Here is a 20,626-nt window from a genome sequence, read left to right on the forward strand (position 1 = left end):
CAAGACACTGGAAATCCGCGGGCTTTTCCGCCATATAGCCCCCAAAGGGGCCTTTCGGCCCGAGACGGGCAGACGTGATGACAGAGACGGTCGATTTCGCGAAGATGAACGGGCTGGGAAACAAGATTCTGGTCGTGGACATGCGTGGCCGCGCCGATGTCGTGACGCCCGCCGCGGCCATCGCCCTCAACGCCGATCCCGCCACCCGCTTCGACCAGATCATGGCGGTCCACGACCCCAAGGTCGACGGCACCGATGCCTGGATCGACATCCTGAATTCGGACGGTTCGAAGGCGCAGGCCTGCGGCAACGGCACGCGCTGTGTCGTGCAGGCGCTCGCCGCCGAGACGGGCAAGAAAATTTTCACCTTCCAGACCGTCGCCGGCATCCTCAACGCCGTCGAGCATGAGGACGGCACGATCTCGGTGGACATGGGCAAGCCGATCTTCGAGTGGAACCGGATTCCGCTCGCCGAGGAATTCTACGACACCAGCCGCATCGAATTGCAGATCGGCCCGATCGACGCGCCGATCCTGCATTCGCCCTCCGTCGCCTCGATGGGCAACCCGCATGCGGTCTTCTGGGTCGACCGCGACGTGATGTCCTACGATCTCGAACGCTTCGGCCCGCTGCTGGAAAACCACCCGATGTTTCCGGAACGCGCCAACATCACGCTGGCGCAGGTCACCTCGACCACCTCTATGACGACCCGCACCTGGGAGCGCGGCGCCGGCCTGACGCTCGCCTGCGGTTCCGCCGCTTGCGCGTCCGGTGTCAGTGGCGCGCGCACGGGCCGCACCGGCCGCAAGGTGGCCATCACCGTCGCCAGCAGCCCGAACCGCGGCACGTTGCAGATCGAATGGCGCAACGACGACCACGTCATCATGACCGGGCCCGCCGAATGGGAATGGTCCGGCACGCTCGACCCCACGACCGGCGCCTTCCGCCGGGACGATGCCGAGGCGGCCGCCCTTTGAGCGGCGTCGAGGTCATAACCTTCGGCTGTCGGCTCAACACCTACGAATCGGAAGTGATGCGCGCCGAGGCCGAGAAGGCGGGGCTCAACAATGCCGTGCTGGTGAACACCTGCGCCGTCACCGGCGAGGCCGTGCGCCAGGCCCGCCAGGCGATCCGCCGCGCGCGGCGCAACAATCCCCATGCCCGCATCATCGTCACCGGCTGCGCCGCGCAGACGGAGAAGCACACCTTTGCCGAAATGCCGGAAGTCGACGCCGTGCTCGGCAACGAGGAGAAGCTGAAAAGCGCCGCCTACCGCGCGCTGCCGGATTTCGGCGTCTCGGCGGAAGAAAAGCTGCGCGTCAACGACATCATGAGCGTGCGTGAGACCGCGCCGCAGATGGTGAAACTCATCGACGGCCATGTGCGCGCCTTCGTGCAGGTGCAAAACGGCTGCGACCATCGCTGCACCTTCTGCATCATCCCCTATGGCCGCGGCAATTCCCGCTCCGTGCCGATGGGCGCCGTCGTCGAGCAGGCGCGAAAACTCGTCGAGGGCGGCTATTCGGAAATCGTGCTGACCGGCGTGGACGCCACCAGCTACGGCGGCGACCTGCCGGGCAAGCCGAGCCTCGGCCAGCTCGCCAAGTCGCTGCTGAAACAGGTGCCGGAGATTCGCCGCCTGCGCCTCTCCTCGATCGACAGCATCGAGGCGGACGATCACCTCTGGGACCTGATCGCCGACGAGCCGCGCTTCATGCCGCACCTGCATCTCTCGCTCCAGCATGGCGACGACATGATCCTGAAGCGCATGAAGCGCCGCCATTCCAGCGCCGACGCCGTCGCCTTCTGCGAGCGCGTGAAAACCTTGCGTCCGGAAACGAGCTTCGGCGCCGACATGATCGCCGGTTTCCCGACGGAGACGGAAGAGATGTTCGCCAATGCCGCGCGGCATGCGGAGGACTGCGGCATCGCCCACCTGCACGTCTTCCCCTACAGCCCGCGCGCCGGCACGCCCGCCGCGCGCATGCCGCAGCTCGATCGGGCGCTCGTGAAGGAGCGTGCCAGCCGCCTGCGCGACGTTGGAAAACGCCTGCACGAGGCCCATCTCGAAGGGATGGTCGGCAGCACACAGGAAATCCTGGTCGAGAACAACGGTCTCGCCCATACCGAGAATTTTACGCTCGTCGACGCCGCGGGCCTCAAGCCTCGTGCGCTTGTGCCGGTGACCATCACCGGCCACAATGGAAAACACCTGACGATGCGGCCAGCGATCCTTGCCGGTACCGCCTCCCTTCGCAACTAGCGGACACATTTCATGGCCTTCGGCTTTATCAAGAAGATTTTTACATTCGGAAAAGACACCGCCGCCGAGCCGGAGACGGAGGCGCCGCTTGCCGAGCCGCAGTTCATCGAGACGGTGCCGGAACCGGTGATCGAGACGCCGAAGACAGCCATCGCCGAAGAGCGCGATGCCCTGCTCGAAGAAGCGGAGGCCGCCAATCCCGAGGCGCCCCATCACGTCCCGGCCGAAGCCGAGCCGGATATCTACCCGCTCCCGCACGCCCCCGCCCTGCCGGTCGCCGAAGACCCCGTCTCGCCGGCTGAAATCGAGACGGCCGGCGGACCCGCAGATGACGACGTCGCTCCGGAAGCCGAAGCGATCGAGGAACAGGCCTTCGCGCCAGTAGAAGAGATCATCGAGGAAGAAGCTGCCGCGGAGCCGGTCGCAGAAATCGTCGAGGAAGAACCCGCGGCAGCGCAAGACGAGATCGCACCGGTCGAGGAGCCCCCCGCCGAAGCCGAGGACCCCGTGCTCGAAGAAGCGGCACGCATCGAGCCGAAGGCTGAAACGCCGGTCCTGCCGAAGGGTTTTGCCACCGCCGAGCGCACGCCGGTCGAGGCGGTCGTCGCACAGCAGCCAAAGCGCACCTGGTTCCAGCGCCTGCGCGAGGGCCTGTCGCGCACCTCCTCGCAACTGACGGGCCAGATCACCAGCCTCTTCACCAAGCGCAAGCTCGACGACGCGACGTTGCAGGACCTCGAAGACCTGCTGATCCAGGCCGATCTCGGCGTGGAAACGGCGCTGCGCATCACCGACACGCTCGCCTCCGAGCGCTACGGCAAGGACGTGACCGGCACCGACGTCTCGCGCATCATGGCAAGCGAGATCACCAAGGTTTTGTCGCCGGTCGCCAAGCCGCTGGAACTCGACCTCAACCACAAGCCGCATGTCATCCTCGTCGTCGGCGTCAACGGCACCGGCAAGACGACGACGATCGGCAAGCTCGCCGCCAAACTTTCCGGCGCGGGCCTAAAGGTCATGCTTGCCGCCGGCGACACCTTCCGCGCGGCGGCGATCGAACAGTTGAAAATCTGGGCGGAGCGCACCGGCTCCGACATCGTCTCCTCCAAACTCGGCGCCGATGCGGCGGGACTGGCTTACGAGGCCTACGAACAGGCGAAGCTGAAGCAGAGCGACGTGCTGATCGTCGATACCGCCGGCCGTTTGCAGAACAAGACGGAGCTGATGGCGGAGCTGGAAAAGATCGTGCGCGTGCTCGGCAAGCTCGATCCGGACGCGCCGCACACCGTTCTCCAGACGCTCGACGCTACCACCGGGCAGAACGCGATGAACCAGGTCGAGATTTTCCGCAACGTTGCGGGCGTCACGGGCCTGATCATGACAAAATTGGACGGTACGGCCCGCGGCGGCATCCTTGTGGCGATTGCCGCCAAACACAAGCTGCCGGTCTATTTCATCGGTGTCGGGGAAGGGGTCGACGATCTCGAACCCTTTGAGGCCAAGGATTTCGCGCAGGCGATCGCAGGAGTTGAAGCATGAGCAAGGCAACGCTGGAAGTGCCGGCCAAGGCCGAGGAGAAGGTCAGCCCCCTCCTCAAGATGGTGCTGGAGCTGGGGCCGCTCGTCGTTTTCTTCTTCGCCAATTCCCGCGGCGAATGGCTGGCCGCGCAATTTCCCGTGCTTGCCGAAATGGGCGGGCCGATCTTCATCGCCACCGGCCTCTTCATGGCCGCGACCGCACTGGCGCTGATCGTCTCGTGGATCCTGACCCGCACTCTGCCCATGATGCCGCTCATCTCCGGCATCGTGGTCTTCGTCTTCGGCGCGCTGACGCTCTGGCTGCAGAACGACACCTTTATCAAGATGAAGCCGACCATCGTCAACACGCTGTTCGGCGCCATCCTGCTCGGCGGACTGTTCTTCGGAAAATCCCTGCTCGGCTACGTCTTCCACGCCGCCTTCAAGCTGACGGACGAGGGCTGGCGCAAGCTGACGTTGCGCTGGGGCCTGTTCTTCCTCTTCCTCGCGGTGATGAACGAAGTGGTCTGGCGCTCCTTCTCGACGGATTTCTGGGTCGCCTTCAAGGTCTGGGGCACCATGCCCATCACCATCCTCTTCACGCTCTCGCAGATGCCGCTGATCATGCGCCATTCCATCGAGCCGCCGGAAGAGGGCAAGGCGCCCTGAGCCTCAGCTTGCAGGCGCGCCGAGCGCCTTCTCGATGGCTGGAAAGAGCCCGTTCTTGAGGCTGTTCTCGTCGAACGGGCCGACCTTCTTGTAGAGGATCGTGCCGTCCGGGCCGACGAGATAGGATTCCGGAATGCCGTAGACGCCCCAGTCGATCGCCATCTTGCCGACGGGATCGAGGCCGATGGCTGAGAACGGATTGCCGAGTTCGCCGAGGAAGCGCAGCGCATTTTCGCTGCCGTCCTTGTAGTTGACGCCCACGACATTGAGGCGCGGGTCCTTCGAGAGCGACAGGATGACCGGGTGCTCCTGCCGGCAGGGCACGCACCAGGACGCCCAGAAATTGACGAGCGTCAGCTTGCCCTTGGCGCCTTCCGCGGTCAGCGCCGGCATCGGCAGACCATCCTTTACGGCGCCGGCGAGCGGCTCCAGATCACGCCACGGCGCCTTGGTACCGATCAGCGCGGAGGGGATTTCGGAAATGTCGCGGCCGGAATTGAGCTGCGTCCAGAAGATCAGCGCAAGGCCAAGGAAAATCGCCAGCGGCAGAGCGGCGAGAATGACGCGCGTGCGGGTGCCCGTGCCTTCGGCATTGCTTTCCGTCTCGCTCATCGGGCGTCCTCGGTGCGTGCCGAGCGGCGCCGCACGCCGGCCGCTTCCAGCCGTTCGAGCTCGCGATGGCGGCTGCGATGATCGAGCCAGACCCAGAGGATCAGGCCGATGCTGACGGAGAAGGCGGCGATATACGAGGCCGTGACGTAGAAGGCGTGGCTCATGCGGCATCTCCCTCGCGGCCGGCGGCGCGCGCGGCATGGCGGCGCAGCACGGCGATGCGGCGGCGCAGGATTTCGTTGCGCATGGCGAGAATGTGCAGCGTGAAGAACAGCAGCGTGAAGGCGATGGCCATGACGAGCAGCGGGCGCAGGAACTCGGCCGAGATCGTCGGGCCATCCAGGCGGATGACGCTCGCCGGCTGGTGCAGCGTGTTCCACCATTCCACGGAAAACTTGATGATCGGGATGTTGACGAAGCCGACGAGGATCAGCACGGCGCTGACCTTGGCGGCCCGCGTCGGGTCGTCCATGGCGCGGTTGAGCGCGATCAGGCCGAGATACATCAGGAACAGCACGAAGACGGAGGTGAGCCGCGCATCCCACACCCACCACGTCCCCCACATCGGCTTGCCCCAGAGCGAGCCGGTGATGAGGGCGACGAGCGTAAAACAGGCACCGATGGGCTCGGCGGCCTTGGCGGAGACATCGGCCAGAGGATGGCGCCAGACGAGCGTGCCGAGCGCGGATAGCGCCATCACCGTGTAGCACATCATAGCAAGCCAGGCGGCTGGCACATGCACATACATGATGCGCACCGTCTCGCCCTGTTGGTAATCGCCGACCGTGGTGAAGGCGAGATAGAGCCCGACCGCGAACAGACAGAGCGTCAGCCCGGCAAGATAGGGCCAGACGATGGCGACCAGCGCCAGAAACCGCGTCGGGTTGGCGAGATCACTGAATTTTCGGATGGCAAGGCTCGGTTCGCTCATGATGGTTCTTTAACGTGTCAGCCCGGCATCTTCAATTGATCTGCCGCAATCACATTCGTGTCAGTCGCTCGAAAGCCTGAGTGCCGCGGCGGCTGCGACCGGCCCGATGACCGCGAAGAGCAGGTTGAGGGCGACGAGAATGAGAAACGGCGGCAAGAACGGCGCCGGCTCCTGGATCGCCGCATAGACCGCGCTGACGCCGAAAATCAGCACAGGAATGGCGAGCGGCAGCACGAGGATGGAGACGAGCAGCCCACCGCGCGGCAGCGCCACGGCGATCGCCGCCCCCGCCGCGCCGATGAACGTGATGGCGGGCGTGCCGGCGAGCAGCGTCAGCGTCGTCGCAGCGATTGCCGTCTCGTCCATGTTCATGAACAGGCCGAGCAGCGGCGCGGCGATGACGAGCGGCAGGCCCGTCGCGAGCCAGTGCGCGATGCATTTGACGAACACCGTGAGCACCAGCGGCGTCTCCTGCATCAGGAGCAGGTCGAGCGAGCCATCTTCGCGTTCGGCCTGGAACAGCCGGTCGAGGCCAAGCAGCGAGGCGAGCAGGGCGCCGATCCAGAGGATGGCGGGGCCGATGCGGGCGAGGAGATTGAGATCCGGGCCGACGCCGAAGGGAATGACGGCGACGACCGTCATGAAGAACAGCACGCCGATCAAGGCGCCGCCGCCGGCGCGGACGGAGAGCTTGAGGTCGCGGGCGAGGAGGGCGATCATGCCTGCATCCTCGGGCGTTTCAGATGTGGCTCACCCGCCTCTGCCCTGCCGGGCATCTCCCCCTCAAGGGGGGAGATCGAATCGTTGCGACGTCTCGCCAAACTTAGGCCAGGAAAACCGGGCAACCAGCGTGCTTCTTGCCAATCTCCCCCCTTGAGGGGGAGATGCCCGGCAGGGCAGAGGGGGGTCGCGAAGCGCATAGGCATCACCACACTGTCTCCGCCACGCCCGCAAACCCCGTCATCCGCAACTCCTTCACCCCCTCCAACCCCAACGGCTGGTGAGTCGCAGCAATCGCGATGCCGCCGCTGCCAAGATGCGCCGTCACCAACCCCGCAAACATCTTCTCGGCCGCAACATCCAGCGCCGCCGTCGGCTCGTCGAGGATCCACACCGGCCGCCAGGCGACCAACAATTTCGCCATGGCCATGCGGCGCTGCTGGCCGGCGGAGAGATAGCCGAAGGGAAGGTGCGCGATGCCGCCGAGGCCGACTGATTCGACCGCCTCGTCGACCTCCACACCCACGCCTCCGGGGAAATCCCCGAAGAAGTCCTTCCAGAAGGCGAGATTCTCATCGACCGTAAGCTCGCGCTTCATCGCATTGCGGTGACCGAGATAGTGGCAGGCCTCGCCGAGCCGCTCCACCGGGTGCGGTGCAGCAAGCAGCTTCGCCGTGCCGGATTCCGCCGGAAGCAGACCCGCCAGAACCCTCAGCAGCGTCGACTTGCCGGACCCGTTCGGCCCCTTGACGACAAGCGCCTCGCCGCCGGCGATTTCGAAGGAAATATCTTGGAAAATCAGGTCCTCGCCGCGCGTGGCGCTCAATCCCTCGGCCACGAGCCGCATGGCTGTTCACTTTCCTTTTACGACCTTGGTCGCAACGCAAAAAAATTGTCCCGATTTGCCTATAAGCGCTCTGGAACGTTTGGTGGAAATTATCTATAACGCCCGCAACACGCCAGCGGTCGGCGTGAATTTCATCCAAGCGCCGAACACGGGAATGATTCTCGCGTACGGACAGCGGAAATGGCCGCACCCGCATCCCATTCGCGCTAAACGCGCACGGGCGTTCGTACGTCAGTTTTCTGGCGACCAGACGGAACGGGGTATAAAGTGTCCAAATCCCTAGACAGCTTCAATTGTCGTTCGACCCTTACGGTCAACGGCACCGACTATGTGTATTACAGCCTGCCCAAGGCCGAGGCGAACGGCCTCGCGGGCGTCTCGAAGCTCCCCTACTCGATGAAGGTGCTTCTGGAGAACCTGCTGCGCTTCGAGGACGGCCGGTCGGTTACGAAGGAGCACATCCTTTCCGTCGCCGAATGGCTGACCAACAAGGGCACGGTCGAAAACGAGATCGCCTATCGCCCGGCCCGCGTGCTGATGCAGGACTTCACCGGCGTTCCGGCCGTGGTCGACCTTGCGGCCATGCGTGACGCGATGGTGTCGCTCGGCGGCGATCCGGAAAAGATCAACCCGCTCGTTCCCGTCGACCTCGTCATCGACCACTCCGTCATCGTCGACGAATTCGGCACGCCGACCGCCTTCGCCCGCAACGTCGAGCTCGAATACGAGCGCAACGGCGAGCGCTACCGCTTCCTGAAGTGGGGACAGCAGGCCTTCAAGAACTTCCGCGTCGTTCCTCCGGGCACCGGCATCTGTCATCAGGTCAATCTGGAGTATCTGGGCCAGACGGTCTGGACCAAGGAAGAAGACGGCGAGATCATCGCCTACCCGGATACCTGCGTCGGCACCGACAGCCACACGACCATGATCAACGGCCTCGGCGTTCTCGGCTGGGGCGTGGGCGGCATCGAGGCGGAAGCCGCCATGCTCGGCCAGCCGGTCTCCATGCTTCTGCCCGAGGTCATCGGCTTCAAGCTGACCGGCAAGCTCAAGGAAGGCGTCACCGCGACCGACCTCGTGCTGATGGTCGTGCAGATGCTGCGCAAGAAGGGCGTTGTCTCGAAGTTCGTCGAATTCTTCGGCCCCGGCCTCGACAACATGACGCTCGCCGACCGCGCGACGATCGGCAATATGGGCCCGGAATACGGCGCGACCTGCGGCTTCTTCCCGGTCGACGGCGAAACAGTCAACTACCTCACCATGTCCGGCCGCGAAGAACAGCGCATCGCGCTGGTCGAAGCCTATTCGAAGGCCCAGGGCATGTGGCGTGACGGCGACGGAGCCGACCTCGTCTTCACCGACACGCTGGAACTCGACCTCGGCGACGTCGTGCCCGCCATGGCCGGCCCGAAGCGTCCGGAAGGCCGCATCCCGCTGGAAAACATCGCCTCCGGCTTCGCCGGCTCGATGGACACCGACTACAAGAAGCCGGGCCAGCTTTCGAACCGCTACGCTGTCGAAGGCACCGACTATGATATCGGCCACGGCGACGTCGCCATTGCCGCCATCACCTCCTGCACCAACACGTCCAACCCGTCGGTCCTCATCGCTGCCGGCCTTCTCGCCCGCAACGCGGTCGCCAAGGGCCTGAAGACCAAGCCGTGGGTCAAGACGTCGCTCGCACCGGGATCGCAGGTCGTCGGCGAATATCTCGCCAAGTCCGGCCTGCAGGAAGATCTCGACAAGCTCGGCTTCAACCTCGTCGGCTTCGGCTGCACGACCTGCATCGGCAATTCCGGCCCGCTGCCGGCGCCGATCTCCAAGACGATCAACGACAAGGGCCTGATTGCCGCCGGCGTGCTCTCCGGCAACCGCAACTTCGAAGGCCGCATCTCGCCGGACGTGCAGGCGAACTACCTCGCCTCGCCGCCGCTGGTCGTTGCCTACGCGCTGGCCGGTTCGGTGCAGAAGGACCTCACCAAGGAACCGATCGGCGACGATCAGGACGGCAACCCCGTCTACCTCAAGGACATCTGGCCGACCTCGCAGGAAATCCAGGAATTCATCCTGAAATACGTCACCCGCGCGCTCTATGCCGCGAAATATGCCGACGTGTTCAAGGGCGACGAGAACTGGCAGGCCGTGCAGGTGCCGGCGGGCCAGACCTATGCCTGGGACGACCAGTCGACCTATGTGCAGAACCCGCCTTACTTCGTCGGCATGGGCAAGACCGGCTCGGGCCTCAAGAACATCGAGGGCGCGCGCGTCCTCGGCCTGTTCGGCGACAAGATCACAACCGACCACATTTCCCCGGCCGGTTCGATCAAGGCGGCGTCGCCTGCCGGTGCGTATCTCACGGGCAACGGCGTCGCCGTGGCCGACTTCAACCAGTACGGCACGCGCCGCGGCAACCATGAAGTGATGATGCGCGGCACCTTCGCCAACATCCGCATCCGCAACCACATGCTCGGCCCGAACGGCAAGGAAGGTGGCTACACGATCCACTATCCGACCAAGGAAGAGATGTCGATCTACGACGCGGCCATGAAGTACAAGGCCGAGGGCGTTCCGCTCGTCATCTTCGCCGGCGTCGAATATGGCAACGGCTCGTCGCGCGACTGGGCGGCCAAGGGCACCAACCTGCTCGGCGTGAAGGCCGTGGTGGCGCAGTCCTTCGAGCGCATCCACCGCTCCAACCTCGTCGGCATGGGCATCGTGCCCTTCGTCTTCGAGGACGGCACGACCTGGGCGACGCTCGACCTGAAGGGTGACGAAGTCGTCACGATCGATGGTCTCGAAGGCGACATCAAGCCGCGCGAAAAGAAGATCGCCAGGATCACCTATGCCGACGGCACCGTGAAGGAGGTTCCCCTCCTCTGCCGCATCGATACGCTCGACGAGGTGACCTACATGAACAATGGCGGCATTCTCCAGACCGTTCTGCGCGATCTCGCCGCCTGATCGTTTTCAGCGTCAAAATGCGAAATGCCGGGGCCAAAACCCCGGCATTTTTCGTTTTCCGGAGCGTTTTTCTCAGCTATGAGTCTCACTCCATCGTGACTTCCTGTTGAACCGGCAAGCGCGTATGACGGGCTCAAATGGCTGGCCACCCGCCGCCACTCCATTGGAAATGATCATGCCGAGACCGCACATACTGGAATGTCTGGCGATCCTGCTTGCGCTCGGAGCCGGCGCAGGGGCTGCACATGCCCAGGAATCCGTCACCAAGCAATCCATCAAGCCCAAGGGTGTCGTCGAGCTCTTCACAAGCCAGGGCTGCTCCTCCTGCCCGCCGGCCGACAAGGCGCTCGCCGCGCTGGCGCAGGAAGGCGAGGTCGTCGCCCTCTCCTACCATGTCGACTACTGGAACTATCTCGGCTGGGCCGACACGCTCGCCTCCAAGGACAATACCGACCGGCAATATGCCTATGCCCGCATGTTCGGCCGCAGCGGCGTCTATACGCCCCAGGCCGTGCTGAACGGCCGCGAGCACATCAACGGCGCCGATATTTCCGGCATCCGCTCGCGCATCGGCGCCATGCCGAACGAGGGCAAGGGGCTCAACGTACCGGTCGATGTCGAGGTGAAGAACGATGAGCTGCGCATCCGCGTCGGCCCCGGCGAGGGCAAGGCCAATATCGTCATCGCCTATTTCGAGCGCGAACGCACGATCGACATCGACAAGGGCGAAAACCGCGGCAAGCGGGTCAATTACTGGCACGCCGTCACCGACATGGAAACGATCGGCATGTGGGAAGGCAAGGAGACCAACCTGGTCCTACCGGCCGACATGCTGAAGAAGAAAAAGAAATCCGGCGGCTGCGCCGTGCTTTTGCAGCGCATGCGCACGGCCGATACGCCGGGCGCGATTCTCGGCGCGACCGTTTTGACGGGTGATAAAGCTTCGCGATGAATGTCTTTTCCCCCTTTTGGGGGGAGGTCCGGTCCGGCTTCTTCGAGGGGCTGGGGCTTGAGGGTTCGAAGAAAGACGGACCGGACCGAGACGAAGCTACCGGCAACGGAATACTGGGCAACTTCGACAGACGCACCCCGACAATACCTGCTTCCCGCACAAGGCAGCAGGCAGGTAGAGGCTGCGACTGGCGGACTTTCTCCCGTAAATTGGGCGTCTGTTTGTCTGAATTGCGGCGAGAAGGATTTTTGCGAAAACGCAAGTCTTCGCCCATCCGCCTTGCATTTCCGTTTTGGTCAGGCACACTGTCACCCAGCCGTCACAGACGAGGTGCGGAGATTCGATGACTGATCAGCCGGATTTGCAGGCTTCCAATGTCGTGGTCGACCTTAGGGAATATAAGAGCAGCCGGGATCCGCTGCCTGTAACCTTCCATCGACGGGAGCTCGATGCAATCCTCTGGGTCTACGGCCGCATGGTCGGCGAAGGGGAATGGCGCGACTACGCAATCGACCACATGCGCGACAAGGCGGTGTTTTCCGTCTTCAAGCGTTCGGGCGAAATGCCGCTCTACCGCATCGAGAAAAACCCCAAGCTTGCCGCCAAACAGGGCGCCTACAGCGTCGTCAACCAGCACGGCACCATTCTGAAGCGCGGCCATGAGCTCAACCAGGTGCTCAAGGTGTTCGACAAGGTGCTGCGGCTCATCGAGACGTAACCGCCACATCGCACCGCCGGGTCCACCCCCCTCTGCCCTGCCGGGCATCTCCCCCTCAAGGGGGGAGATTGGATGGGCGTGGGGGCAGTATCCGATTCGCAATGTTCGTGCCGGGCGAGGCGTTTCCACGATTCGATCTCCCCCCTTGAGGGGGAGATGCCCGGCAGGGCAGAGGGGGGGTGCCGTTTACGCTATCGTGCCCGGATAGCTCGCCGAAGACGGCTCGGTTTCCGCGCCGTCACCCAGCGCGCGCTGCATGAAGACCGTATCGAGCCAGCGGCCGTGCTTGAAGCCGGTGGCGGTCATGCGGCCCGAATGTTCGAAACCCGCCGCCGCGTGCACGGCGATCGAGGCCGGATGGGCGCCGCCGATGACGGCGACCATCTGGCGGAAGCCGAGCTCCGTCGAACGGCGAATGAGCTCCGCCAGCAGCGCCTTGCCGACGCCCTTGCCGCGCGCTTCCGGCGCCAGATAGACCGAATCCTCGACGAGCCAGCGATAGGCCGGCCGCGTGCGGAAGGCCGACGCATAGGCGTAGCCGAGGATGAGCCCGGTCTGCTCGATGGCGACGATATAAGGATAACCCTTGTCGGTGATCGCCTGGAAGCGCGCCGCCATCTCGTCCAGCGAGGGCGGGTCGATCTCGTAGCTCGCCACCCCGTTCAGCACGGACTCGCGGTAGATTTCGGTGAAAGCGGCAATGTCGCCGAGATCGGCGGTGCGAATGACGAAGCTCATGGAAAGCCTGTATTAAAAGCAATTTCAGCAAAAGTGTGCAGCGGTTTTGCGTCCGAAATTGCGTCAAGACAAAACAAGGATATGGGATGGGTCGTCCCATCCCATATCCAGGTTTGGCTTTCAAGCGACGTTTGACGTATCAGGCACCGTAAACGATGAGCAGGTCCTTGGCGTCGATCTGGTCGCCGGCCTTCACCAGCACTTCCGAGATCGTGCCGTCCTTCTCCGCATGCAGCGCCGTTTCCATCTTCATCGCCTCGATGGAGAGCAGCACGTCGCCGGCCTTGACCGCCTGGCCGGCCGAGACCGAGACCGTCGAGATGACGCCCGGCATCGGCGCGCCGAGATGGGCGGCATTGCCGATATCTGCCTTGCGCCGCGCCGTGGACGTCGCCGCGCGGTTGCGGTCCGGCACCTTGATGAGGCGCGGCTGGCCGTTCAGCTCGAAGAACACTTTTACCATGCCCTGCGCATCCGGCTCGCTCTGCGCTTGGTGCAGGATGACGAGCGAGACGCCCTTTTCCAGCTCGGGTGACAGCTCCTCGCCCGGCGACAGGCCGTAGAAATAGGCCGGCGTCGGCAGCACGCTCACCGGCCCATAGGTATCGGCGGCCAGCGCATAGTCGGTGAAGACCTTCGGATACATCAGGTAGGAGGCGAACTCGAAGTCGTCGACCTTCCTCTCCAGCTTCTCCTCCACCGCCTTGCGCTCGGCATCGAGATCGGCCGGCGGCAGCAGCGAGCCCGGCACCGCGGTATAGGGTTCCTCGCCCTTCAGCGCCTTCTTCTGGAGTGCTGCCGGCCAGCCGCCCGGAGGCTGGCCGAGATCGCCCTTGAGCATGGAGACGACCGATTCCGGGAAGGAGACGTCCTTGGCCGGGTTTTCCACGTCGGCGACGGTGAGGTCTTGGCTGACCATCATCAGCGCCATGTCGCCCACCACCTTGGAGGACGGCGTCACCTTGACGATATCGCCGAACATCTGGTTGGCGTCGGCATAGGCCTGGGCCACCTTGTGCCACTTGGTCTCAAGCCCCAGCGAGCGGGCCTGTTCCTTGAGGTTGGTGAACTGGCCGCCCGGCATTTCATGCAGGTAGACTTCCGAGGCCGGCCCCTTGAGGTCGCTTTCGAAGGCGGCGTACTGGAAGCGCACGGCCTCCCAGTAGAAGGAGATGCGGCGGATCCATTCCGGATCGAGACCCGGATCGCGGTCGGTGCCCTTCAGCGCCTCGACGATCGAGCCGAGGCAGGGCTGTGAGGTGTTGCCGGAAAGCGCATCCATCGCCGCATCCACCACGTCGACGCCGGATTCGACGGCGGCCAGCACGGTCGCGGCCGCGATGCCCGACGTATCATGCGTGTGGAAGTGGATCGGCAGGTCGGTGGATTCGCGCAGCGCCTTGAACAGCACGCGCGCCGCCGCCGGCTTCAGGAGACCGGCCATGTCCTTCAGCGCGATCATATGCGCGCCGGCCTTTTCGAGGTCGGCGGCGAGCGCCGTGTAATATTTGAGGTCGTATTTCGGGCGGGCCGAGTTCAGGAGATCGCCGGTATAGCAGATCGCCGCCTCGCAGATCCGGTTCTCTTCCGCCACCGCCTCCATCGAGACGCGCATGTTGTCGACCCAGTTCAGGCAGTCGAACACGCGGAACACGTCGATGCCGCCCTTGGCTGCCTGGCGCACGAAGTATTTCACGACATTGTCGGGATAGTTCTTGTAGCCGACGCCGTTGGCGCCGCGCAGCAGCATCTGGAGCAGCAGGTTCGGCGCGCCTTCGCGCACGCGGGCGAGACGATCCCACGGGTCTTCCGTCAGGAAGCGCATGGAGACGTCGAAGGTCGCCCCGCCCCAGCATTCCAGCGAGAAGAGCTGTGGCAGCGCGCGCGCATAGGTGCCGGCGACGCGGGCGATGTCATGCGTGCGCATGCGGGTGGCGAGCAGCGACTGGTGGCCGTCACGCATCGTCGTGTCGGTCATCAGCACGCGCGTCTCGCCACGAACCCATTCGGCGAATTTCTTCGGGCCGAGTTCGTCGAGCTTCTGCTTGGTGCCGGCCTGGACCGTGCCTTCGATGAAGGGCACGACGGGCTTGGCGACATCCGCCGGCGGCTTCGGGCGGCCCTTGGCCTCCGGATGGCCGTTGACGGTGACGTCGGCGAGGTAGGTCAGCAGCTTCGTCGCGCGGTCCTGGCGCTTCACCTGCTGGAACAGCTCCGGCGTCGTGTCGATGAAGCGGGTCGTGTAGGTGTTGTTGCGGAACTGCTCGTGGCTGATGATCGCTTCAAGGAAGGTGAGGTTCGTTGCCACGCCGCGGATGCGGAATTCGCGCAGCGCGCGGTCCATGCGGGTGATCGCTTCCACCGGGTTCGGCGCCCAGGCCGTGACCTTCACGAGCAGCGGATCGTAGAAGCGGGTGATGACCGCCCCCGGATAGGCCGTGCCGCCATCGAGGCGGATGCCGAAGCCCGAGGCCGAGCGATAGCCGGTGATGCGGCCATAGTCGGGAATGAAGTTCTGTTCCGGATCTTCCGTGGTGATGCGGCACTGGAGGGCGTGGCCGTTGAGGCGGATGTCCGCCTGATCAGGCACGCCCGATTCCGGCGTGCCGATCGCCTCGCCGTCGAGGATGTGGATCTGCGCCTTCACGATGTCGATGCCGGTCACGACTTCCGTGACGGTGTGCTCGACCTGGATGCGCGGATTGACCTCGATGAAGTAGAATTTGCCGGTATCGGCATCCATCAGGTACTCGACCGTACCGGCGCCGATATAGTTGGTGGCACGCGCGATCTTCAGCGAATAATCGGCAAGCTCCTTGCGCTGCGCCTCGTTGAGGTAGGGCGCTGGTGCACGCTCGACGACCTTCTGGTTACGCCGCTGGATGGAGCAGTCGCGCTCGAAGAGATGCACGACATTGCCGTGCGTATCGCCCAGCACCTGGCTTTCGACGTGGCGGGCGCGCTCGACGAGCTTTTCGAGATAGACCTCGTCCTTGCCGAAGGCGGCCTTCGCCTCGCGCTTGGCTTCCGTCACCTCGCGCAGCAGGTCCTTCGGGTCGCGGATGGCGCGCATGCCGCGCCCGCCGCCGCCCCAGGAGGCTTTCAGCATGACGGGATAGCCGATGCTTTCGGCAAGCCGATGGATTTCATCGGCATCGTCCGGCAGCGGATCGGTCGCCGGCACGACCGGCACGCCGACGGAAATCGCGAGATTGCGCGCGGCCACCTTGTTGCCGAGCTGGCGCATCGTATCGGGCCGCGGGCCGATGAAGATGATGCCGGCAGCGTCACAGGCATCGACGAATTCCGGGCTTTCGGACAGGAGGCCATAGCCCGGATGGATGGCGTCGGCGCCGGAAAGCTTGGCGACGCGGATCACCTCTTCGATCGACAGGTAACTCTCGATCGGCCCGAGGTCACGGGAAAGATGCGAGCCGCGGCCGATCTGGTAGCTTTCATCCGCCTTGAAGCGGTGCAGTGCCAATTTGTCCTCTTCCGCCCAGATCGCCACCGTTTTTATGCCGAGCTCGTTGGCTGCGCGGAACACGCGAATGGCGATTTCGGACCGGTTGGCGACAAGGATCTTGGAAATGGGCAAGTCGGACTCCTCATGACTTGAAAACGGGAATTGCTGCACCCGCGAAGAGAATTATTAGCGGGTTATTTTCAAAGTTCAATTTTGGAGTCGTCATCCGGCAAAAGAATTGCGCCGTTAAGGCTCAGGAAACGAGCCCGAGCCGGAAGGCGATGGCGACCGCGTGGTGCCGGTTGCGCGCGCCGAGCTTTTCCTGGATGCCGTTCATGTACCAGTCGACCGTATGGCTGGAAATGCCGAGCACACGGCCGATGTCATGCGAGGTCATGCCCTCGGCAAGCAGGCTCAGCGCCTCCATTTCGCGCCGCGTCAATTCCACGTCGACGATAGCCGAAAGCCGCGCAGCCGCTTCCGGATCGGCCGCCAGCAGCAGTTTCCAGTAGAGTTGCCGGGCGATGCTGTCGAAAAGCCCGATCTCGACGCTTTCCAGCTCGACCGGCCTGCCGCCGAGGCTGAGGCTGCCGAGCAGGCCGCGCCGGCCGTGCACCGGGAACATGTAGCCGTCCTCCAGCCCGTTCTGGCGCGCATCCACCATCATGCGTTCCATGCGCTTGCGATGCGGGCTGAGGCGGAAGGCGCCGAGCGTATCCCTCCAGCGAAACCCCGCCTGCGCATGGCCGAGGTAACGCACGGTCGGGTCGACCTGCATGTAGCGCTTGCGCAGATAGGTTTCCGGCCAGCCCTTGGGCCAGCGGCCGGCGAGCAGCAGGCTCGACGGGCTCTCCACCGGCTTCGGCGCCTGGATGAGACCGTAATAGTCGAAGCCGTAATGCGTCAGCAGACGTTCGAACTCGGCCGTCGTCTCTTCCCGGCCCCGCAATTCGTCGATCAGCGCAAGAAACTGTACCAGCAGGTTGATTTTCATATGCCCTGCACTTTATGCGCCCATTCCATATCCAGAAGAAATGAAGCTGGCCCTCTTTTGACCAGTCATGTCCCATTCATGTTGCCCCGCATACAATTGGCAGGATCGCATGATGAAAATCAATCGGCTAAGGGACGTCGTGACGCGCAAAACTGAAAATCACGCAACATTTCATGTGAGTCATGAAATTTGCACGCCGTTCACGAACTTTTGCCCCTTCCGCTGATTAACAGCGCACTGCAAAGAAAACGGGTGCTTTCGCTGCACCGCACAACAGGTATCGCCGGAAAGGCCTTATTCCGTGTCTTTGTTTCAGGTCTATGCAAGAGCTCTCAGTTATCTGGGGGTCTACAAGATTCGTGTGGGTTCGGTGGTTGTCGCCAATATCGTGCTCGCGGTCATCACCATTGCCGAGCCGATCCTCTTCGGTCGCATCATCGACGCCATTTCCTCCAAAGGCGACGTCACGCCGATGCTCCTGATGTGGGCGGGCTTCGGCCTGTTCAACACCTTCGCCTATGTGCTCGTCGCCCGCGAGGCGGACCGCCTGGCCCATGGCCGGCGCGCGAGCCTGCTGACGGAAGCCTTCGGCCGCATCATCTCCATGCCGCTCTCCTGGCATAGCCAGCGCGGCACCTCCAACGCCCTGCACACGCTGCTGCGCGCCTGCGAAACGCTGTTCGGCCTCTGGCTCGAATTCATGCGCACGCACCTCGCCACCGCCATCGCGCTGGTGCTGCTCATCCCCACCGCCTTCGTGATGGACTATCGCCTGTCGCTGGTGCTGGTCGTGCTCGGCGTGCTCTATGTCATCATCGGCAAGGTGGTGATGAACCGCACCCGCGAGGGCCAGGCTTCGGTGGAAAACCACTACCACACCGTCTTCTCCCATGTGTCGGACTCCATCAGCAACGTTTCGGTCGTGCACAGCTACAACCGCATCGAGGCCGAGACGCGCGAACTGAAGCGCTTTGCCGAACGGCTGATCAATGCGCAGTTCCCGGTGCTCGACTGGTGGGCGATCGCCAGCGCGCTCAACCGCATCGCGTCGACGATTTCGATGATGACCATCCTCGTCATCGGCACGGTGCTGGTGCAGCGCGGCGAAATCCGCGTCGGCGACGTCATCGCCTTCATCGGTTTTGCCGGCCTGCTCATCGGCCGCCTGGACCAGATGAAAGCCTTCGCCACGCAGATCTTCGAGGCCCGCGCCAAGCTTGAGGACTTCTTCACGCTGGAAGACGCCGTCAAGGACCGCGAAGAGCCGTCGACGGCCGGCGAACTCGGCGACGTCAAGGGCAGGGTCGAGTACCGCAATGTCTGCTTCGACTTCGCCAATGCCACCCAGGGCGTGCGCGACGTCTCCTTCACCGTCGAAGCCGGCCAGACCGTCGCCATCGTCGGCCCGACGGGCGCCGGCAAGACCACGCTGGTCAACCTGCTGCAGCGCGTCTACGAGCCGCGTTCCGGCCAGATCCTCATCGACGGCGTCGATATCGGCACGGTGACGCGCAAGTCGCTGCGCCGGTCGATCGCCACCGTGTTCCAGGATGCGGGCCTGCTCAACCGCTCGATCTCCGACAATATCCGTCTCGGCCGCGAGGGTGCGACGCAGGAGGAAATCGAGGCGGCGGCCGAGGCGGCAGCGGCAAACGACTTCATTACCTCGCGCCAGAGCGGCTACGAGACACATGTCGGCGAGCGCGGCAACCGTCTGTCGGGCGGCGAGCGCCAGCGCATCGCGATCGCCCGCGCCATCCTCAAGAACGCGCCGATCCTCGTGCTCGACGAGGCGACCAGCGCGCTCGACGTGGAGACGGAGGCCCGTGTGAAGTCGGCGATCGACCAGCTGCGCCGCAACCGCACGACCTTCATCATCGCCCACCGCCTCTCGACGGTGCGCGAGGCCGACCTCGTCGTGTTCATGGATCACGGCCAGATCGCCGAGATGGGCACGTTCAACGATCTCAGCCAGAGCAACGGCCGTTTTGCCGCGCTGCTCCGGGCAAGCGGCATCCTGACGGACGACGACGTGCGCAAGAGCCACACCGCCGCCTGATCGACGTCATCACTTCGGGGCATCGCCCCCTTCGACCGGCAGGGCACGCATGCCCTGCCGTTTTGCGTTGGGGCCGGTGATGGAGGCTTGCCAGTCGAGATAGCGCGCATAGGCGAGATGCAGCGCGATGCCGGCGAGCGTATAGAGCGTGCCGAGGATCGGGTTCTTGCCGGTCACGAACATCAGCACCTGCCCCGCCATGGCGAGGATGGTGCCGAAGATGAAGACCGCCAGCGAATGCCGCCCGACCGCCACCAGCGGATGGCTGATCGGCAGCGCCGCCCAGTTCGACAGAACGAGAATCGTCGCCACCAGATAGGCGCCGGCCAGCACATGCAGCAGCCGCGTCGTCGACAGGAACGTCTTGTCGAAGCCCGTCAGCACCGCCGGCAGGCCATAGGAAAAGTCGATGTTCCACCAGGCAAGCACGACCCACAGCATCGAGACCACGAGATAGCTCGCCGAGAGCGCCAGCAGCACGGGATTGCGCGAAAATCCCTTGCCCTTGGCGCGCAGCACGCCGACGAAGCCGATGACGAAGAGGAACTGCCAGGACAGCGGGTTGAGGAACCAATAGCCGTCGTCGAGAAAATTCGAGGGCGCGATCCGCCAGATCCCGGCGCAAAGCCAGATCGTGCCGGAGACGGCGATCAGCAGGCGTACGCTGCGCTGGTAGAGCCACAGGAAGCCCGGCAGCATCAGGAACAGCATGGCATACATGGAGAGGATGTTGTTGTAGCCGAACTGGTGGCCGAGCAGCACCATGCTGACGACGCCCTGCTCCGTGCGGTCGACGACGGCGCGCAGGTTGATTTCCGACAAGAGGTCCGGCCGCGAGAACCACAGCGCGCCGCCGGCGAAGATCGCGAAGGTGATGACGCTCGTCATGATATGCGCGACATAGAGCGTCAGCGCGCGGCGCAGGATGCGAAGGGTCACCGCCAACCGCTCGCCGACGGCAAACCGCCCGCCATAGGCAAGTCCGACCGACATGCCGGAAATCAGCACGAAGGCTTCCGCCGAATCGGAAAAGCCGAAATTCTTGTGCGTCAGGTGTTCCAGGTACTGGCCGGGAACGTGGTTGACGAAGATCGTCAGGAGGGCAAGCGCCCGGAAGACGTCGAGGCGCGTGTCGCGTGTCTGCGGCACTGCGCCCCCCGGTCCATGTCTGTCAGTCAT

17 protein-coding genes are annotated in these 20,626 nt (G+C 64.0%); 8 read left to right on the forward strand and 9 right to left on the reverse strand.

The genetic code is table 11. From position 1 onward, the window contains the following. Nucleotides 1-77 precede the first annotated feature (77 nt). From dapF to J2Y63_RS25370, 4 genes are read left to right on the forward strand one after another with little or no spacing between them, the layout of a single operon-like run. The gene (gene dapF, locus J2Y63_RS25355) at nt 78-977 is read left to right on the forward strand and encodes a diaminopimelate epimerase (protein ID WP_435268346.1); all 900 of its coding nucleotides are present in this window, start codon (nt 78-80) and stop codon (nt 975-977) included. Next, a complete protein-coding gene (mtaB, locus tag J2Y63_RS25360; protein WP_435268347.1) occupies nt 974-2,263 on the forward strand; it encodes a tRNA (N(6)-L-threonylcarbamoyladenosine(37)-C(2))-methylthiotransferase MtaB in 1,290 nt (429 codons plus the stop codon). Before dapF ends, mtaB begins: the two co-directional genes overlap by 4 nt. 12 nt (nt 2,264-2,275) lie before the next feature. Beyond that, on the forward strand, nt 2,276-3,802 hold the full coding sequence (gene ftsY, locus J2Y63_RS25365) for a signal recognition particle-docking protein FtsY (protein WP_435268348.1): 1,527 nt from the start codon (nt 2,276-2,278) through the stop codon (nt 3,800-3,802). Beyond that, on the forward strand, nt 3,799-4,449 hold the full coding sequence (locus J2Y63_RS25370) for a septation protein A (RefSeq protein ID WP_435268349.1): 651 nt from the start codon (nt 3,799-3,801) through the stop codon (nt 4,447-4,449). The genes ftsY and J2Y63_RS25370 overlap by 4 nt, the downstream gene beginning before the upstream one ends. Before the next feature lie 3 nt (nt 4,450-4,452). Here the strand turns inward: J2Y63_RS25370 and J2Y63_RS25375 are convergent, their stop codons facing one another. The 5 genes from J2Y63_RS25375 to ccmA all read right to left on the reverse strand — a co-directional run bounded on the left by J2Y63_RS25375 (nt 4,453) and on the right by ccmA (nt 7,559). Next, nucleotides 4,453-5,061, reverse strand: a complete 609-nt coding sequence (locus J2Y63_RS25375; protein ID WP_435268350.1) for a DsbE family thiol:disulfide interchange protein — start codon at nt 5,059-5,061, stop codon at nt 4,453-4,455. Continuing rightward, nucleotides 5,058-5,225, reverse strand: a complete 168-nt coding sequence (ccmD, locus tag J2Y63_RS25380; RefSeq protein ID WP_435268351.1) for a heme exporter protein CcmD — start codon at nt 5,223-5,225, stop codon at nt 5,058-5,060. The genes J2Y63_RS25375 and ccmD overlap by 4 nt, the downstream gene beginning before the upstream one ends. Continuing rightward, on the reverse strand, nt 5,222-5,992 hold the full coding sequence (locus J2Y63_RS25385; RefSeq protein ID WP_435268352.1) for a heme ABC transporter permease: 771 nt from the start codon (nt 5,990-5,992) through the stop codon (nt 5,222-5,224). The genes ccmD and J2Y63_RS25385 overlap by 4 nt, the downstream gene beginning before the upstream one ends. Before the next feature lie 60 nt (nt 5,993-6,052). Further along, nucleotides 6,053-6,712: a heme exporter protein CcmB gene (gene ccmB / locus J2Y63_RS25390; protein WP_256119540.1), complete on the reverse strand. Its 660-nt coding sequence runs from the start codon at nt 6,710-6,712 to the stop codon at nt 6,053-6,055. A 205-nt stretch (nt 6,713-6,917) separates the two neighbouring features. After that, nucleotides 6,918-7,559: a heme ABC exporter ATP-binding protein CcmA gene (ccmA, locus tag J2Y63_RS25395; RefSeq protein ID WP_435268353.1), complete on the reverse strand. Its 642-nt coding sequence runs from the start codon at nt 7,557-7,559 to the stop codon at nt 6,918-6,920. A 267-nt stretch (nt 7,560-7,826) separates the two neighbouring features. On the opposite strand from ccmA, the gene acnA reads away from it, so the two are divergent. From acnA to J2Y63_RS25410, 3 genes are all read left to right on the forward strand, one after another. Continuing rightward, nucleotides 7,827-10,520 (forward strand): aconitate hydratase AcnA, encoded by a 2,694-nt coding sequence (acnA, locus tag J2Y63_RS25400; protein WP_435268354.1) that lies wholly within the window; start codon nt 7,827-7,829, stop codon nt 10,518-10,520. A 175-nt stretch (nt 10,521-10,695) separates the two neighbouring features. Beyond that, a complete protein-coding gene (locus J2Y63_RS25405; protein ID WP_435268355.1) occupies nt 10,696-11,472 on the forward strand; it encodes a DUF1223 domain-containing protein in 777 nt (258 codons plus the stop codon). 343 nt (nt 11,473-11,815) lie between these two features. Next, nucleotides 11,816-12,190 carry a DUF2794 domain-containing protein gene (locus J2Y63_RS25410; protein WP_319324935.1) on the forward strand — a complete coding sequence of 125 codons (375 nt, stop codon included), beginning with the start codon at nt 11,816-11,818 and terminating at the stop codon, nt 12,188-12,190. 186 nt (nt 12,191-12,376) lie between these two features. On the opposite strand, the gene J2Y63_RS25415 is transcribed toward J2Y63_RS25410, so the two are convergent. The 3 genes from J2Y63_RS25415 to J2Y63_RS25425 all read right to left on the reverse strand — a co-directional run bounded on the left by J2Y63_RS25415 (nt 12,377) and on the right by J2Y63_RS25425 (nt 17,388). After that, nucleotides 12,377-12,928, reverse strand: coding sequence for a GNAT family N-acetyltransferase (locus J2Y63_RS25415; RefSeq protein ID WP_435268356.1), 552 nt, complete (start codon nt 12,926-12,928; stop codon nt 12,377-12,379). Nucleotides 12,929-13,067: 139 nt separating this feature from the next. Next, on the reverse strand, nt 13,068-16,526 hold the full coding sequence (gene pyc / locus J2Y63_RS25420; protein WP_435268357.1) for a pyruvate carboxylase: 3,459 nt from the start codon (nt 16,524-16,526) through the stop codon (nt 13,068-13,070). A gap of 121 nt (nt 16,527-16,647) precedes the next feature. Beyond that, nucleotides 16,648-17,388: a helix-turn-helix transcriptional regulator gene (locus J2Y63_RS25425; protein ID WP_435268358.1), complete on the reverse strand. Its 741-nt coding sequence runs from the start codon at nt 17,386-17,388 to the stop codon at nt 16,648-16,650. Nucleotides 17,389-17,689: 301 nt separating this feature from the next. Here J2Y63_RS25425 and J2Y63_RS25430 point away from each other — a divergent pair, with 301 nt between their 5' ends. Continuing rightward, nucleotides 17,690-19,447, forward strand: coding sequence for a glucan ABC transporter ATP-binding protein/ permease (locus J2Y63_RS25430; RefSeq protein ID WP_256119548.1), 1,758 nt, complete (start codon nt 17,690-17,692; stop codon nt 19,445-19,447). Nucleotides 19,448-19,456: 9 nt separating this feature from the next. Here the strand turns inward: J2Y63_RS25430 and J2Y63_RS25435 are convergent, their stop codons facing one another. After that, nucleotides 19,457-20,626 (reverse strand): OpgC family protein, encoded by a 1,170-nt coding sequence (locus J2Y63_RS25435; protein ID WP_435268359.1) that lies wholly within the window; start codon nt 20,624-20,626, stop codon nt 19,457-19,459.

This window comes from Shinella sp. BE166, assembly GCF_051201095.1.
Taxonomy (GTDB): Bacteria; Pseudomonadota; Alphaproteobacteria; order Rhizobiales; family Rhizobiaceae; genus Shinella; species Shinella lacus.

Excerpts from the sequence above, each read along its gene's own strand:
- J2Y63_RS25435 (WP_435268359.1), bottom strand. The coding sequence starts at position 20,626 with ATGACTGACAGACATGGACCGGGGGGCGCAGTGCCGCAGACACGCGAC.
- ccmD (WP_435268351.1), bottom strand. The coding sequence starts at position 5,225 with ATGAGCCACGCCTTCTACGTCACGGCCTCGTATATCGCCGCCTTCTCC.
- ccmA (WP_435268353.1), bottom strand. The coding sequence starts at position 7,559 with ATGCGGCTCGTGGCCGAGGGATTGAGCGCCACGCGCGGCGAGGACCTG.
- J2Y63_RS25385 (WP_435268352.1), bottom strand. The coding sequence starts at position 5,992 with ATGAGCGAACCGAGCCTTGCCATCCGAAAATTCAGTGATCTCGCCAAC.
- ftsY (WP_435268348.1), top strand. The coding sequence starts at position 2,276 with ATGGCCTTCGGCTTTATCAAGAAGATTTTTACATTCGGAAAAGACACC.
- J2Y63_RS25375 (WP_435268350.1), bottom strand. The coding sequence starts at position 5,061 with ATGAGCGAGACGGAAAGCAATGCCGAAGGCACGGGCACCCGCACGCGC.
- J2Y63_RS25425 (WP_435268358.1), bottom strand. The coding sequence starts at position 17,388 with ATGAAAATCAACCTGCTGGTACAGTTTCTTGCGCTGATCGACGAATTG.
- dapF (WP_435268346.1), top strand. The coding sequence starts at position 78 with ATGACAGAGACGGTCGATTTCGCGAAGATGAACGGGCTGGGAAACAAG.
- J2Y63_RS25410 (WP_319324935.1), top strand. The coding sequence starts at position 11,816 with ATGACTGATCAGCCGGATTTGCAGGCTTCCAATGTCGTGGTCGACCTT.
- ccmB (WP_256119540.1), bottom strand. The coding sequence starts at position 6,712 with ATGATCGCCCTCCTCGCCCGCGACCTCAAGCTCTCCGTCCGCGCCGGC.
- J2Y63_RS25415 (WP_435268356.1), bottom strand. The coding sequence starts at position 12,928 with ATGAGCTTCGTCATTCGCACCGCCGATCTCGGCGACATTGCCGCTTTC.
- J2Y63_RS25370 (WP_435268349.1), top strand. The coding sequence starts at position 3,799 with ATGAGCAAGGCAACGCTGGAAGTGCCGGCCAAGGCCGAGGAGAAGGTC.
- J2Y63_RS25405 (WP_435268355.1), top strand. The coding sequence starts at position 10,696 with ATGCCGAGACCGCACATACTGGAATGTCTGGCGATCCTGCTTGCGCTC.